Source organism: Amycolatopsis bartoniae, assembly GCF_014191255.1.
Taxonomy (GTDB): domain Bacteria; phylum Actinomycetota; class Actinomycetes; order Mycobacteriales; family Pseudonocardiaceae; genus Amycolatopsis_E; species Amycolatopsis_E bartoniae.
The window spans coordinates 646,051-660,263 of the sequence record NZ_JACHWH010000001.1; the positions used below are offsets into that span (position 1 = coordinate 646,051).

A 14,213-nucleotide genomic window follows, 5' to 3' on the forward strand; every position below is an offset into this window, starting at 1 on the left:
GGAAAGGTGGAAGGGATGCGTGAGGCGGTGCTGCACGTGTGCCGTGCCCGGAGCCGGGCTCGCAGGCTACCCGAGGACGAACGTGCGGTGGGGGTGAAACGCTGATGAGTCGGGAAAGCGGTCAGGACCGCTCGCAGAAGACGGTCGCCGAGCTGCTCGCCCAGCACGGCGGGAACGTCGAGGGCAGGCGGCGGCACCGGCGTGCCGCCGAGGAGGACGACGAGCAGCAGCCGAACGGTGCCCCGAACGGCACCGAGGCGCCTCGACGGGCCCGCGGGGTCACCGACACCGGTCCGCACGCGATCATCGACCGGGTGCGCGGGGACAACCCGCCGCCGCCGAACGGCCGCCGCAACGGTGGTCGCCGGGCGCTGCCCGACGACGAGGCGCCGCCCGCGCCTCCGGTGCCGCCCGCCGCGCCGCGGCAGGACCCGGTCGCGCCGCCGCGGCCCAACGGCGTCCCGCCTTCAGGTGCGTTCCCCAGGCCCAACGGGGCGGTACCGCCGCCCAACGGCGCCGTGCCCCCGCCCGTGTCGGGCGCGTTCCCCAAGCCTCCGATCCCGCCCAAGGCGCCGGAGTCCGGTGGGTTCCCGCAGTCCGACTCTGGCGCGTTCCCGCAGCCGCCCGCCGCTCCGCCGGAGTCCGGCGCGTTCCCGCGGCCGCCGCAGGAGTCCGGCGCGTTCTCCCGGCCCGGCCCGGACTCGGGTGGTTTCCCCCGCCCGAACCTGGCGCCCCCGCCGGAGTCGGGCGCGTTCCCGCGGCCCGACGTCCAGGGCCGCCGCCCGCGCCTGCCGCAGCGCCCGCCCCAGGAGTCCGGCGCGCTGCCGCTGCCGGAGGACGGCCCTCGCGGTCCCGAGGAGACCCGTCAGGTGCAGCCGCTGCGCCGTCCGCCCACGGGCGGGCTGGCGGCGCGGCTCGACGGCGACGCCCCGGAGGACACGCCGGACCCCGGTCCTCCGCAGGGCGCGATGCCGAGTGGTGCGTTCCCCGCGCCGCCGCGCCGTATCCGCCGCGCGCCGGGCAGGCCGCCTGCCGAGCCCGAGCCGCACACGGAGCAGTTCCAGGCCGTCAACGGCAAGCAGCCCCCGGAGGCCGCGGTCCCGCCGGACGCGCCGCCAGCCGGGCTGTCGCGCTGGCGCAGGCAGCGGGACCACGCGGGCGCGGAGGACACCGAGGTCGGCGTGATGCCGGCCGTGCGCGACCAGCCCCCGCAACACCCGTCCGGGTTCGCGCGGCCGCCGCAGGCGCCCGAGGAGCCCCTCGAAGCCACCGGCTTCCACGACCCGTTCGCCGAGGACGACGACGACGTCGACGAGTTCGGTGAGTTCGGCGAGGCCGAGCCCGAGCGGCTCGGCGGCTACGACTACGAGCCCGAGGAGCGGGCCGAGGACGAGGACTACGCGGAGGAGGACGAGCCCGAGCGCGCGGCCTCGCCCGCGAAGCAGTGGCTGTCGATGGCCGCGCAGCTCGCGCTGGGCGTGCTCGGCGGTGCCGCCGTGTGGCTCGGCTTCAACTGGCTGTGGGGTCAGATCCCCGCCGCCGCGCTGGTCGTCGCGCTCGTGGTGATCATCGGTCTGGTGTGGATCGTGCGGAAGATCCGCCGCGCGGACGACATCCAGACGATGGTGCTCGCGGTGCTGGTCGGGCTGGTGGTCACGGTCTCACCCGCGGCCCTGCTGCTGCTGTCGCGTTGATCCCGGTCGGGCTGTCGACCGCGTCGGTGTGGCCGTTGCGTGCCGGCACGGCCTTCGAGCTGGCCGCGGACCTCGGCTACGACGGGGTCGAGGTGATGGTCTGGGTCGATCCGTTGAGCCAGCACGTCCCCGAGCTGCGCCGGTGGTCGCGGCGCACGGGGATGCCGGTGCTGTCGGTGCACTCGCCGTCGCTGCTGATCACGCAGCGGGTGTGGTCGCCGGATCCGGAGGTCCGGCTGCGCCGCAGCGTCGAGGCCGCCCTGGACCTGGAGGCGCGGACCGTCGTCGTGCACCCGCCGTTCCGGTGGCAGCGCCGCTACGGCGACGCGTTCGGCGACCTGGTGGCCGAGCTGGAGGACGAGAGCGGCATCGAGATCGCGGTCGAGAACATGTTCAAGGTGCGGCCACCAGGTGGCCGCAAGGACGCGCGGATGTCGGCGTTCCGGCCGTCGATCGACCCCACCGACGTCGGCTACCGGCACTACACGCTGGATCTGTCGCACGCGGCCGCCGCTCAAATGGACGCGCTCGCGCTGGCCGACCGCATGGGAACGGGGCTCACCCACGTGCATCTCGCCGACGGCACGGGCGTACCGAAGGACGAGCACCTCGTGCCCGGTCGTGGCGGCCAGCCCTGCGCGGAACTGCTCGAAAAGCTCAGCAGCGAGCACTACGACGGGCAGATCGTGCTCGAAGTGAACACCCGGCGGGCGCCCAGCTCCGCGCATCGGATGAAGGACCTGGCCGAGGCCCTGTTGTTCGCCCGCTTCCACCTCGGCGACTGAACACGCGACAAGATCAACTTCACTCGGTTCGCGCCGTCCGGAGCATGGGCTTCCGATATGTGACCCCGTAAAGTTTCGTCCGTGAACCCGTTGCGCTCGCTGATCCTCGCCGCCGCCGGAAGCGACACGGTCCGCCGTGTGGTGACCGGGGCGCCCGCCACGAGAGGTGTCGTCGACCGCTTCATCGCGGGGGAGACCGTCACCGACGCCCTCGCCGTCGTCACCCGCCTGGCCGAGGACGGCCTCTACGTCACGCTCGACCACCTGGGGGAGCACACCGAGGACGTGCAGCAGGCGGAAGAGGCGGTCCAGGCGTGCCTCGGCCTGCTGGACCGGCTGCACAGCGAGGGCCTGTCGGTGCGCGCGGAGGTCAGCCTCAAGCTGTCCGCGATCGGGCTCGGGCTCGACGAGAAGCTCGCGCTCGACAACGCGTACCGCGTCTGCGCCGCCGCCGAGCAGTGCGCGACGACGGTGACGCTGGACATGGAGGAGTACGACAGCGTCGACGCGACCCTCCGCGTGCACGCGGAGCTGCGGCGCACGTGGCCGTGGGTCGGCGCGGTGCTGCAGTCGTACCTGAAACGCACGGAGGCCGACGCGGTCGCGCTCGCGCAGCCCGACTCGCGGGTGCGGCTGTGCAAGGGGGCCTACGCGGCCGGCGCGGGGGTAGCCCATCCGGGTGGACACGAGGTCGACCTGAGCTACGTCCGTGCGGCGAACACCCTGCTGGCCGGGGATGGTTACCCCATGTTCGCCACGCACGACCCACGGTTGATCCCGCTGCTGCGGGAGCGCGTCCACTGGTACGGCCGCAAGCAGGGCACGTACGAGTACCAGATGCTCTACGGCGTCCGGCCCGACGAGCAGCGGCGCCTCGCGGCCGAGGGGGAGACCGTGCGCGTGTACGTGCCGTTCGGGCGCAATTCGTACGGATACCTCATGCGGCGGCTGGCCGAACGGCCCGCGAACCTGGCCTTCTTCCTGCGCTCACTGGCCAGCCGTTCGTGAGCACCCTGGAGGCCCAGGACCCCGCGTCCTTCGAGGTGGCGTGCGCGGTGAGGTCCCTGGGAGACGGCACTCTGACCGCCGACCTTCGCCCTGAGTGGTCGATCGGTAACCACCCGCACGGGGGATTTCTGATGTCCCTGCTCGCGAAGGCCGCGGTCGCGGTGCTCGCCGAGCGCGGTGAGCCCGCCGCCGAGCCGCTCGTGGTGAGCGCCGAGTTCCTGCGCCCGCCCGCGATCGGCCCCGTGCTGCTCCGGACCGACCTGCGCAAGGTCGGCCGCCGCGCCACGGTGGTCGCGGTGCGGCTGGAGCAGCGCGGACGCAGCTGCGTCGAGGCGAGCGTCACGGCCGGGCGGCTGCCGATCCGCCGTCCTGAGTGGAGCGACCTGGCGCCGATGCCCGCCGAACCGCCGCCGCGGGCGATCCCGCTGGGCGGCGACACCGCCGAAGGCGTCTTCCACCTGGCGAAGGGCTGCGACGTGCGGCTCGACCCGGCCACCGCCGGCTACCTCACGGGCCGCACCGGCGAGCCGCCGCGGCTGAGGCTGTGGGTGCGGCCGCGGCACGTCGTGCCGGACCCGTACTTCGCGCTGCTCGCCGGCGATGTGAATCCGCCCGTGGTGTTCAACCTCGGCCGCTTCGGCTGGGCGCCGACAGTGCAGCTGACGGCGATGCTGCGGGCCCGGCCCGCGAACGGCTGGCTGCGGGTGCAGGTCGAGTGCCGCTCGGTGCACGAGGCGTGGTTCGACTCGGACGCGACGGTGATCGACTCGGCCGGACGGCTCGTCTGCCAGGCCCGGCAGCTGGCGCTGGCGCCCTCGCCTTAATCTCCAAGCATGACGACCATCGCTGTGCTGGGTGCGGGAAAGATCGGTGAGGCGCTGCTGGCCGGGCTGCTCAAGGGCGGCCGCAGCGCGGACGAGCTGCTGTTCACCGAGCGGCATCCGGAGCGCGCGGCCGAGCTGACCGGGCAGTACGGCATCGCGGGCGTCGAGGTCGACGAGGCGGCCAAGCGGGCGGACGTGCTGTTCGTCGCCGTCAAGCCGCAGGACATCGAGCCGGTGCTGACGGAGCTGGCGCCCGTCGTGGGCCCGTCGTCGCTCGTCGTGTCGCTGTGCGCGGGCCTGCCGACGGCGCTGTACGAGCGCCGCCTGCCCGAGGGCGTCCCGGTCGTGCGGGTCATGCCGAACACGCCGATGGTGGTCGGCGAGGCGATGAGCGCGATCTCGCCGGGTACGCACGCCACTCCGGAGCACCTGGCGCTGGTCAAGGAGCTGCTGTCGTCGGTCGGCCAGGTCATCGAGGTGCCCGAGAAGCAGCAGGACGCGGTCACCGCGTTGTCCGGTTCCGGCCCGGCGTACTTCTTCTACCTGGTCGAGGCCATGATCGACGCCGGGATCCTGCTCGGCCTGCCGCGGGCGGTCGCGGAGAAGCTGATCGTGCAGTCGGCCGTCGGCGCGGCGAAGATGCTGGCGCAGAGCAGCGAGCACCCGGTGATCCTCCGCGAGGCGGTCACATCCCCCGCAGGCACCACGATCAACGCGATCCGCGAGCTGGAGAAGCACGGCGTCCGTGCGGCGCTGCTGGACGCGATCGAGGCCGCGCGGGACCGTTCGATCGAACTCGGCAAGTGACGCTGCGTCGAAGGCGATGTGACGCACCGCTGCGCCGTTCGGCGTCGCAACCGGGCAATTCCGGCCGGTCCGGGTCGACAATGCGCAGGTGACCGAGCCCGTACGGACCAATTCGCGCAAGAGACGTCGCATTGGTCCCACCAGTCCCGCTACCCTCAGGGATTAAGCACGTGCGTGTCGAACCGCCGGTGGGGAAGCCGAGCGGCACGATGCGTGTCGAAGGGCACGGTGACGTATGCCGTCGAACAAGAAGGACGTGCCCGCTGTCGGGCAGGTCCAGTTCCTGACGGTCGCCGAGGTGGCCTCGCTGATGCGGGTCTCCAAGATGACCGTCTACCGCCTCGTGCATTCGGGCGAGCTGCCGGCCGTAAGGGTCGGCAAATCGTTCCGGGTGCCGGAGAAGGCGGTGCACGAATACCTGGAAGGCGCCTATTTCGACGTCGGCTAGGTAGGGGGTGTGCGCTTGCCCGGAGAGCCCGAGGGTAATCTGGGAGACCGCTCGCGCCTGTGCGCTCCAACCGATGGACGCTGCGCCGGGCAGCGTCGGATCGACGGGAAACGTGAAGGAGCACCTGTGGGCTCGGTCATCAAGAAGCGCCGCAAGCGCATGTCCAAGAAGAAGCACCGCAAGCTGCTGCGCCGTACGCGGATGCAGCGTCGCAAGCAGGGCAAGTGAGGTCCTGAGCGACCGCTTCTTCGCGACCCGTCCGGGCCACCCGGGCGGGTCGCTGCCGTTTGAGTGAAGTCGCTGACCTGCGTGAATACCAGGTGAGAGCCCCTGACTTCGGCCCGACGACGGAGTAACATCGCACCGCCGCCGAAACTCGAGCCCTGTCGTCAGGGGGTTGAATGCCGTCCAGAGTAGTGCTCGTCACCGGGGTCGGAGGTGAGCTCGGTGGGCGCCTGCTGGCGCGGCTGGGCACCAACCCGGAGTTCGAACGCGTGCTCGGTGTGGACACCACGCCGCCGCCGCAGCAGGTCCAGCGCAGGCTCGGCCGCGCCGAGTTCGTGCGCGCCGACATCCGCAACCCGCTGATCGCGAAGATCCTCGCGGACGCGCACGTCGACACGGTCGTGCACGCGGCCACCATGTGCCACCCGGCCGCACCCGTCCGCCGGGGCGCGCTGAAGGAAGTCAACGTCATCGGCACCATGCGGCTGCTCGCCGCGTGCCAGCGTTCGGCGTCGGTGCGCAAGCTCGTCGTCAAGTCCACTGCCGCGGTCTACGGGGCCGGCGCGCGCTCGCCCGCGGTGTGCACGGAGGACTCGGAGCTGATCCCGGCGTCGAGCACGGGTTACGCCAAGGATGCCATCGAGATGGAGGGCTACGTCCGTGGCGTGGCCCGGCGCCGTCCCGACCTCACGGTCACCACGCTGCGGTTCGCGCACGTCGTCGGGCCGGAGGTGGACACCGTGCTGGCCCGGTACTTCGCGCTGCCGGTGGTGCCGACCGTGCTCGGCTACGACGCCCGCCTGCAGCTGCTGCACCCCGCGGACGCGCTCGCCGTGCTGGAGCGGGCGACGCTGGGGGACCGGCCGGGCGTGTTCAACGTCGCCGCGGACGGGGTACTCACCCTCGCACAGGCCGTCCGGAGGGCGGGCCGGGTCGAGCTGCCGGTGCCGCGATCGCTGATTCCCTCGGTCGCGAAGGTCCTGCGCGGTGCGCGGGTGGTCGACTTCTCCGCCGACCAGGTGCGGCTGCTGAACTACGGCCGGGTCGTGGACACCACGCGGCTGAAGGAGGTCTTCGGCTTCCGTCCGCGCTGGACCACGGCCGCGGCGTTCGACGACTACGTGCGCGGCCGCGGGCTGCGCCCCGTCGTGGACGGTGCCCGGCTGGCCGCGGTGGCGGGCCGGATGCTCACCGCCGCCGCGACGGGTCAGGCCAGATGACGACGAATCCAGGAGCGGACGAGTGACCACCAGCGCGGAAGCCAAGGTCATCCCCCTGCGCCGGCCGCACGAGCAGCCGTCGCGTCCCGTCCAGGCCGTGTCCGCGGCGCCGGAACCCGAGGTGGATCCGGTCACGCGGGCGCTGGCCTTCCTGCGCAACCGCCTGACCGGTGACTACGAGGTCGACGAGTTCGGCTTCGACCGGGAGCTGACCGACAATGTGCTGCTGCCGCCGCTGCGGCTGCTGTACGAGAAGTGGTTCCGCGTCACCACCGTGGGCATCGACAACGTGCCGAAGGAGGGCGGGGCGCTCATCGTGTGCAACCACTCGGGCGCGCTGCCGTTCGACGCGGTGATGACGGCGGTCGCGGTGCACGACGAGCACCCGGCGCACCGGTACCTGCGGATGCTCGGCGCGGACCTCGTGTTTCGCACCCCGTTGCTCGGCGCGCTGGCGCGCAAGTCCGGCCAGACGCTCGCGTGCCACCCGGACGCCGAGCGGCTGCTGTGCTCGGGCGAGCTGGTCGGCGTGTGGCCGGAGGGCTTCAAGGGCATCGGGAAACCGTTTTCGGCGCGGTACAAACTGCAGCGCTTCGGCCGCGGCGGCTTCGTGTCGGCGGCGCTGCGGACGGGCGTGCCGATCGTGCCTTGCGCGATCGTGGGGGCCGAGGAGATCTACCCGAAGATCGGAGACCTCAAGCCGCTCGCCCGGCTGCTGGGGCTGCCGTACTTCCCGGTGACGCCGTTCTTCCCGCTGCTGGGCCCGCTGGGCGCCATCCCGCTGCCGACGAAGTGGACGATCGAGTTCGGCGAGCCGCTGCGAACGGACCACATCCCGCCGGAGGACCACGACGACCCGATGCTGGTCTTCAACCTGACGGACCAGGTGCGCGAGTCGATCCAGCAGACCCTGTACCGCCGCCTGGCCGACCGGCGGAGCGTCTTTCAGGGTTGAGGGTCAGCGCCGCCGGTACGCCATCCCCGCCGCGACTGCGCCTGCCACCGCGCCGGCGCCCAGTACCGACGGGACGCCGATCTTCGCCGCCTTGCGGCCGGTGCGGAAGTCGCGGATCTCCCAGCCTCGGGCGCGGGCGATCTCGCGCAGGCCCGTGTCCGGGTTGACCGCCACCGCCGTGCCCACCACGGACAGCATGGGCACGTCGTTCGACGAGTCCGAGTACGCCGTGCAGCGGCGCAGGTTCAGGCCCTCCCTCGCGGCCAGCGCGCGCACCGCGTGCGCCTTCGCGCGGCCGTGCAGCAGGTCACCGACCAACCGCCCGGTGTAGACGCCGTCCACGTGCTCCGCGACCGTGCCCAGCGCGCCCGTCAGCCCGAGCCGCCGCGAGATGATCGCCGCCAGTTCCACCGGGGTCGCCGTGACCAGCCACACCCGCTGCCCCGCGTCGAGGTGCATCTGGGCGAGCGCGCGCGTGCCGGACCAGATCTTGTCCGCCATCAGCTCGTCGTAGATCTCCTCGCCGACCGCGGTCATCTCCTCGACCGTCTTGCCCGCGACGAACGACAGCGCCTGCTCACGGCTGACCTTGACGGTGTCCTGCGTCTCCCGCCCGCCCACGCGGAACTTCACCTGCCGCCACGCGAAGCCCGCGAGGTCGGACGCCGTGAAGTACTTGCGGGCCGCGAGCCCCCGCGCGAAGTGGAAGATCGACGCGCCCATCATCATCGTGTTGTCCACGTCGAAGAACGCGGCCGCGGTCAGGTCCGGCTGCGCCGGGGCCGGCGGCAGCTCGACGCCGTCGAGCTGCGCGTTCTCCATGGCGACGGCGGCGTCGGCGGACGCTTCGCCTGCCAGCGTGGCGAGTCGTTCGAGTTCCGGGCCCTTGCCCCTGCCGCGCCACACGCAGACCGCCTCCTGAGTCGGGTGTCCGGAACCCAAGGGTAGCGATTCCCCCTCAGCCGATCCCCACCCCGGGAAGGCCGGGGAGCAGGGGCGGAAGCGTGATCCACGGCAGCTGCGGCGTGGTCGTCGGCGTCAGCCGCGGACTGGTCGGCGCGAGCACCGGCGGCTGGACCGCGGACGGCGCCGGCACGGCCGTCGTCGGCCGCAGCGGGGCGGTCGGTCCGGTGGACGACGGCGTCGGTACCGGCGTGGACGTGGACGTTTGCTGCGCGGGTGGTGGTTCGCTGCTCGGCGCGGCCGGCAGCGGGACAGGCGGCTGCTGCCCGGTGATCGCGTCGACGGGCGGTCCGCACGAACCCGAGTCGGGCACCGCGCCGAGGTCGTCGGTCTCGCCGGTGGTGATCTGGAAGCAGCTCAGCCGGGCCATCAGGGTCTGCGCCCGCGCCTCGATCCGGTCGAGGAGTTCCGCCGAAGAGGTGAATTCCGGCCGGGCGGCCGCGGGTGCGTCCACTGCGGCGGCCGCGAGCTTCGCCCGCTGGTCGAGCGACCAGGTGCGCAGCTGGTCGAGCTGCTGGCCACTGCCCTGCGTCGCGAGCTGGGTCAGCTGCGCGGTGCCGGCCTTGGCCTCGTTCGCGAAGTCGGTGAGGGTGGCCTGGTACGCGCCGGGGTCCGACCCGGCCAGCGCCTCCAGCTCGTCGAGCCGGTTCGACGCGAACTCCAGGTGCTTCTGCGCCTTCGCGGAGTCGCCGAACGCCAGGCTCAGCTCGGCCGACTCACCCGCCCGCTTGATGCCGTAGAGGGTGTCGCCGGGCAGCGCGTTCCTCGACAGCAGCAGCCCGACCCCGCCCAGCGCGATGGCGAGCGCGACGGCGGCCGCCAGCACCTCGGCGAGGATGCGGCGCCTGCGGCTCGGCCGGGCCCGCTCCTGCTCGGCCAGCCGTTCGAGGATGCCGTCCTTGATCCGCGCGCGCGTCTCGGCGTCCGGGTTCGCGGTGTCGCCGAGGTGCCGCAGCCCGGAGATGACCTCCAGGTCGCGTCCTGACCACCCGGGCACGTCCACGTCGTGGTGAACGACCGATGCCCTGGATCGTTACGGTTTCACCGCCAGGTCGGGGGCAACGACTGGGCGAGCTTGCGGACCGCCCGGTGCTGCAGCGCCTTGATGGCACCCTCGTTGCGCTTCATGATCTGCGCGGTCTCGGTGAGCGACAGGCCCTGGATGAACCTCAGCACGATGCATTCGCGCTGGTCGTCCCCGAGGTCGGCGATGCACTTGAGCAGCGCCTCGCGGGTCGCCGCGGCGAGCGCCTGCTGCTCCGGCCCGCTGCCCTCGGCGGTGCTCTGGCCGACGAACGGGGCGGCCCCGGTCTCGGAGACCTCGTCGGTGACCACTTCGAGCTTGAACCGGCTGGACTTCACGTGGTCGAACACGATGTTGCGGGCGATCGTGATGAACCACGCGCCGACATCGCGGCCCTGGTAGCTGACGGACGTGATCCGGCGCAGCGCGCGCAGGAACGTCTCGCTCGTGATGTCCTCGGCCAGCTCGCGGTCCCCGAGGCGGAAGTACACGTACCGGTACACCACGTCGACATAGCGGTCGTACAGCGTGCCGAAGGCGGTGCTGTCACCCTTCTGCGCCGAGTGGACGAGGTCCCAGGAGTCCGGCTGCTCGTCCGGCAGGTCCACGGGACGCGCGAGCGTGCCGACGTGCAGCCCCATGGGGCGTGCAGCAAGCCAGTTCGTCACGGCGACTCCTCTGTCCCGAACCCGAGTGATGACCACCACTACGGGCGCAGAAGCAGCATACGTGTTGTTACCCAGAAGTAGGTAGTGGTGTGCGTCCCGGAAGTGCGACGATCCGCGAACCCGCCCATGACGAGCGGCGAGAGGAGACACTGGGGACATGGCCAACATCGCCGATCTGCCCGCCACGGCCGCCGCCCGCGTGCCCGGGGAGCCCGCGCTCGCCGACACCACCTCCGGTACGAGTTTCACCTGGTCGGAGCTGGACGCCGCGATCAACGGACAGGCGCGCGCGTTGCGCGGGCACGGCGTGGGCGCGGGCGACCGGGTGCTGCTGCGGCTGCCGACGTCCGCCGACTTCGCCGTCTCGCTGTTCGCCGTGGCCCGCGCCGGGGCGATCGCGGTGCCCGTCTCCCCGCTGGCGCCCGAGCCCGAGGTCAGGAACGTCGTCGAGCACAGCGGCGCCCGCTTCACGATCAGCCGGGAGCCGGGCGACGTGCCGCCGCAGGCCGGGCCGGGGGAGCCGGTCGAGGCGGTCGGCGACGGCGAGGACATCGCCGTGCTGTCGTACACGTCGGGCACCACCGGCCCGTCCCGCGGCGTGATGCTGTCGCACCGGGCGCTGCTGGCGAACCTCGAACAGATCGGCGCGGTCCCCGGCACGCCGCGCGCCGGCGACCGGGTGTTCCTCGCGATCCCGCTGTTCCACGTGTACGGCCTCGGTCCCGGCCTGCTGCACTCGGTGGCGGTCGGCGCCCGCGTGGTGCTCGCCGAGCGGTTCGACGTCGTCAAGGCGCTGGCGGTGTGCGCCGAGCACCAGGTGACCGTCATCGGCGGCGTGCCCGCGATGTACGCCGAGTTCGCGGAACGGGACACCGAGGAGCTGCGCGCGGGCCTGGCCTCGGTGCGCCTGCTCACCTCTGGCGCCGCGCCGCTGCACCCGAAGGTCCTCGCGGCCATCCGCGACAAGACGGGCCTGTCGGTCTTCGAGGGCTACGGCCTCACCGAGACCGCGCCCGTGCTGACCTCGACGCTGGTCACCGGCTACGCCAAGCCGGGGTCCGTCGGTCGTCCGCTGCCGGGCGTGGAGCTGCGGCTGGTGGAGTCCGACGGGCTCGCCGAGCCCGTGCCGCTGGACCCGGACGACCTCGACGACGCCTTCGTCGAAGAGGACGCGGGCGCGGGCCTGGTGTCCGTGCGCGGCGCGAACCTGTTCTCCGGCTACTGGCCGGATGGCGCGCACGGTCCCGACAGTGAGGGCTGGTACCGCACCGGCGACGTGGGCTACCTCGACGTCGACGGCGACCTGCACCTGGTGGACCGCGCCAACGACCTGATCATCGTCAACGGATTCAACGTGTTCCCGCACGAGGTCGAGGAGGCCATCGCGGCGCTGCCCGGAGTGGCCGAGGTCGCCGTGGTGGGCGCGATCGACGAGCGCAGCGGGGAGTCCGTGCGGGCCGTCGTGGTGCCGGCCGCCGGGGCCGCGCTGTCCGAGCAGCAGGTCGTGGACCACTGTGCCGAGCGGCTCGCGGGGTACAAGGTGCCGCGCACGGTCGAGTTCGCGGAGTCCCTGCCGCATTCGCCGATCGGCAAGCTCCGGCGGGTACGTTTGCGGGCATGACTCAGGTGACCGTGATGAGCCGCGAGGGCTGCCACGCGTGTGAGCAGGCCGAGCGGGACGTCGAGCGGATCTGCGGCGAGCTGGGCGTGGCGTGGGGCACGGCGGACGTGGACTCCGACCCGGAGTGGCGCGCGGAGTACGGCGACCGCGTGCCGGTGATCCTGATCGACGACGTGGAGCACGGGTACTGGAAGGTCGAGGAGGACCGCCTCCGTAAGGCTCTCGTAACCGCCGCCGAACGCTGATCCCACGGTTCTCGCGCGAACAATGGTGGGGTGACCACCGACCTGCGTGAAGCCCCGCCCGTCGCGGCGCCTCGGCTGACCCCCGCCGTCGCCGGGCTCACCGGCGTGCTTTCGCTGGCGGCGGCGGTCGGTGCCGGGCACCTCGTGGCGGCGTTCGTCGGCTCGAACGCCTCGCCGTTCCTGGCGGTCGGCAACGCGGCGATCGACCTCACGCCGACGTGGCTGAAGAACTTCGCGGTCGACGCCTTCGGCACCGGTGACAAGCCCGTGCTGCTGGCCGGGATGGCCGTGGTGCTGCTGCTCGTCGCCGTCGGCGCCGGGCTGCTTTCGCGGACGCGGGCGCTGCCGGGGCAGGTCGTCGTCGTGGTGTTCGGCGCTGTGGGCGTCGCCGCCGTCTACACCCGGCCGGACGTGGGGCAGCTCGCGCTCGCCGCCCCGCTCGCGAGCCTCGTCGCCGGGGTGCTGGTGTTCCGCTGGCTGCACGGTGCGGCGCTGTCCCGCGGGATGTCGGGGAGCCGCAGGGAGTTCTTGGTCACAGCGGTCGCGGCCGGGGTCGCGGGCGCGGTGGGGCAGTGGCTGGGCTCGCGCAAGGACGCCGAAGGCTCCCGCGCGGCGGTCGGTCCGCTGACCGCGGCGGAGCCCGCGCCGCCCGTGCCCGCCGGGGCGGATTTCGCGAAGCTGGGCACGCCGTCGTTCATCACGTCGAACTCGGACTTCTACCGCATCGACACGGCACTCGTGCTGCCGCAGGTGCCTGCCGAGGACTGGACGCTGCGGATCCACGGCATGGTCGACCGCGAGCTGACGTTCAGCTACGCCGACATCCGGAACCGGCCGCTCGTCGAGCGGATCGTCACACTGTGCTGCGTGTCCAACCCGGTCGGCGGACCGTACATCTCGACCGCGCGTTTCCTCGGCGTCGACCTGGCCGAGCTGCTGCGCGAAGCCGGGGTGCGCGACGGTGCCGAGCAGCTGTTCTCGACCAGCTCGGACGGCTTCACCGCGGGCACGCCGGTGTCGACGATCCTCGAACCGGGGCGCGGCGCGATGCTCGCCATCGGGATGAACGGCGAGCCCTTGCCGATCGCGCACGGCTTTCCCGCGCGGCTCGTCGTGCCGGGCCTCTACGGCTACGTCTCCGCGACGAAGTGGGTCACCGACCTCGAACTCACGACGTGGGACGCGAAGCAGGCGTACTGGCTGCAACGCGGCTGGTCGGAGCAGGGGCCGATCAAGACCGAGTCGCGCATCGACGCCACGCGCAGCGCCGCGGGCAAGGTCCGCGTCGCCGGGATCGCGTGGGCCCAGCACACCGGTATCGACAAGGTCGAGGTGCGGCTGGACGGCGGGGCCTGGCAGCAGGCCGTGCTCTCCACCGAAGTGACCACCGACGCGTGGCGCATGTGGTGGGCGGAACTCGACGCCACGCCAGGCAGCCACACCGCGACCGTGCGGGCCACCGACCGCTCCGGCTACACGCAGACCGACCGGATCGCCGACGTCGTGCCGGACGGCGCGACGGGGTGGCACACGCTCACTTTCACCGCCCAGTGATCGCCGGTGTGTCGCCGGTCATGCCCGCGACCAGCGACTTTGTGCCTGCGTTCACAAGTGGACTACCGTAGGGCCAGACCCCCGCGCAGCCCCGGCATCGAACCGGACTTCGCTTCCCGGGTCAAGAGGAAGTTTCTTCCCAGCGGTAGCGAAGCGGATTCGACGGTGTCTG

The 14,213-nt window shown here is 72.4% G+C and carries 15 protein-coding genes; 12 read left to right on the top strand and 3 right to left on the bottom strand.

Features of this window, described 5'->3' with window-relative positions; genetic code table 11:
* Positions 1-104: 104 nt before the first annotated feature.
* The 9 genes from FHX82_RS03280 (at position 105) to FHX82_RS03320 (ending at position 7,966) form a co-directional block, all read left to right on the top strand.
* Positions 105-1,694: an Rv0497 family membrane protein gene (locus tag FHX82_RS03280; protein WP_183176452.1), complete on the top strand. Its 1,590-nt coding sequence runs from the start codon at positions 105-107 to the stop codon at positions 1,692-1,694.
* On the top strand, positions 1,691-2,479 hold the full coding sequence (locus FHX82_RS03285) for a sugar phosphate isomerase/epimerase family protein (protein WP_260171882.1): 789 nt from the start codon (positions 1,691-1,693) through the stop codon (positions 2,477-2,479). The genes FHX82_RS03280 and FHX82_RS03285 overlap by 4 nt, the downstream gene beginning before the upstream one ends.
* A gap of 81 nt (positions 2,480-2,560) precedes the next feature.
* The gene (locus tag FHX82_RS03290; RefSeq protein WP_145933116.1) at positions 2,561-3,487 is read left to right on the top strand and encodes a proline dehydrogenase family protein; all 927 of its coding nucleotides are present in this window, start codon (positions 2,561-2,563) and stop codon (positions 3,485-3,487) included.
* A complete protein-coding gene (locus tag FHX82_RS03295; RefSeq protein ID WP_183176453.1) occupies positions 3,484-4,311 on the top strand; it encodes a thioesterase family protein in 828 nt (275 codons plus the stop codon). The genes FHX82_RS03290 and FHX82_RS03295 overlap by 4 nt, the downstream gene beginning before the upstream one ends.
* 9 nt (positions 4,312-4,320) lie before the next feature.
* Positions 4,321-5,118: a pyrroline-5-carboxylate reductase gene (proC, locus tag FHX82_RS03300; RefSeq protein WP_145933117.1), complete on the top strand. Its 798-nt coding sequence runs from the start codon at positions 4,321-4,323 to the stop codon at positions 5,116-5,118.
* Positions 5,119-5,353: 235 nt separating this feature from the next.
* A complete protein-coding gene (locus FHX82_RS03305) occupies positions 5,354-5,566 on the top strand; it encodes a helix-turn-helix domain-containing protein (protein ID WP_144643477.1) in 213 nt (70 codons plus the stop codon).
* Between the two features lie 126 nt (positions 5,567-5,692).
* Positions 5,693-5,794, top strand: coding sequence for a 30S ribosomal protein bS22 (locus FHX82_RS03310; RefSeq protein WP_017986394.1), 102 nt, complete (start codon positions 5,693-5,695; stop codon positions 5,792-5,794).
* A 173-nt stretch (positions 5,795-5,967) separates the two neighbouring features.
* On the top strand, positions 5,968-7,011 hold the full coding sequence (locus tag FHX82_RS03315; RefSeq protein ID WP_145933118.1) for an NAD-dependent epimerase/dehydratase family protein: 1,044 nt from the start codon (positions 5,968-5,970) through the stop codon (positions 7,009-7,011).
* Between the two features lie 22 nt (positions 7,012-7,033).
* The gene (locus FHX82_RS03320; RefSeq protein ID WP_145933119.1) at positions 7,034-7,966 is read left to right on the top strand and encodes a lysophospholipid acyltransferase family protein; all 933 of its coding nucleotides are present in this window, start codon (positions 7,034-7,036) and stop codon (positions 7,964-7,966) included.
* Between the two features lie 3 nt (positions 7,967-7,969).
* Here the strand turns inward: FHX82_RS03320 and FHX82_RS03325 are convergent, their stop codons facing one another.
* Genes FHX82_RS03325 through FHX82_RS03335 form a run of 3 tightly spaced genes read right to left on the bottom strand, consistent with a single transcriptional unit; the run spans position 7,970 to position 10,594 of the window.
* Complete coding sequence (locus FHX82_RS03325; RefSeq protein ID WP_145933120.1) at positions 7,970-8,872, bottom strand: HAD family hydrolase; 903 nt, start codon at positions 8,870-8,872, stop codon at positions 7,970-7,972.
* A 52-nt stretch (positions 8,873-8,924) separates the two neighbouring features.
* The gene (locus FHX82_RS03330; RefSeq protein ID WP_229881207.1) at positions 8,925-9,926 is read right to left on the bottom strand and encodes a DUF5667 domain-containing protein; all 1,002 of its coding nucleotides are present in this window, start codon (positions 9,924-9,926) and stop codon (positions 8,925-8,927) included.
* Between the two features lie 44 nt (positions 9,927-9,970).
* Positions 9,971-10,594 (bottom strand): sigma-70 family RNA polymerase sigma factor, encoded by a 624-nt coding sequence (locus FHX82_RS03335; RefSeq protein WP_145933178.1) that lies wholly within the window; start codon positions 10,592-10,594, stop codon positions 9,971-9,973.
* Between the two features lie 184 nt (positions 10,595-10,778).
* Here FHX82_RS03335 and FHX82_RS03340 point away from each other — a divergent pair, with 184 nt between their 5' ends.
* The 3 genes from FHX82_RS03340 to FHX82_RS03350 are packed head-to-tail and all read left to right on the top strand — an operon-like array spanning position 10,779 to position 14,041.
* On the top strand, positions 10,779-12,242 hold the full coding sequence (locus FHX82_RS03340) for an AMP-binding protein (RefSeq protein WP_145933122.1): 1,464 nt from the start codon (positions 10,779-10,781) through the stop codon (positions 12,240-12,242).
* Positions 12,239-12,487 carry a glutaredoxin family protein gene (locus tag FHX82_RS03345; RefSeq protein WP_145933123.1) on the top strand — a complete coding sequence of 83 codons (249 nt, stop codon included), beginning with the start codon at positions 12,239-12,241 and terminating at the stop codon, positions 12,485-12,487. The genes FHX82_RS03340 and FHX82_RS03345 overlap by 4 nt, the downstream gene beginning before the upstream one ends.
* Positions 12,488-12,517: 30 nt before the next feature.
* Positions 12,518-14,041, top strand: a complete 1,524-nt coding sequence (locus FHX82_RS03350) for a molybdopterin-dependent oxidoreductase (protein ID WP_145933124.1) — start codon at positions 12,518-12,520, stop codon at positions 14,039-14,041.
* The last annotated feature ends 172 nt before the right edge of the window (positions 14,042-14,213 follow it).

Excerpts from the sequence above, each read along its gene's own strand:
- FHX82_RS03280 (WP_183176452.1), top strand. The coding sequence starts at position 105 with ATGAGTCGGGAAAGCGGTCAGGACCGCTCGCAGAAGACGGTCGCCGAG.
- FHX82_RS03315 (WP_145933118.1), top strand. The coding sequence starts at position 5,968 with ATGCCGTCCAGAGTAGTGCTCGTCACCGGGGTCGGAGGTGAGCTCGGT.
- FHX82_RS03345 (WP_145933123.1), top strand. The coding sequence starts at position 12,239 with ATGACTCAGGTGACCGTGATGAGCCGCGAGGGCTGCCACGCGTGTGAG.
- FHX82_RS03305 (WP_144643477.1), top strand. The coding sequence starts at position 5,354 with ATGCCGTCGAACAAGAAGGACGTGCCCGCTGTCGGGCAGGTCCAGTTC.
- FHX82_RS03340 (WP_145933122.1), top strand. The coding sequence starts at position 10,779 with ATGGCCAACATCGCCGATCTGCCCGCCACGGCCGCCGCCCGCGTGCCC.
- FHX82_RS03335 (WP_145933178.1), bottom strand. The coding sequence starts at position 10,594 with ATGGGGCTGCACGTCGGCACGCTCGCGCGTCCCGTGGACCTGCCGGAC.
- proC (WP_145933117.1), top strand. The coding sequence starts at position 4,321 with ATGACGACCATCGCTGTGCTGGGTGCGGGAAAGATCGGTGAGGCGCTG.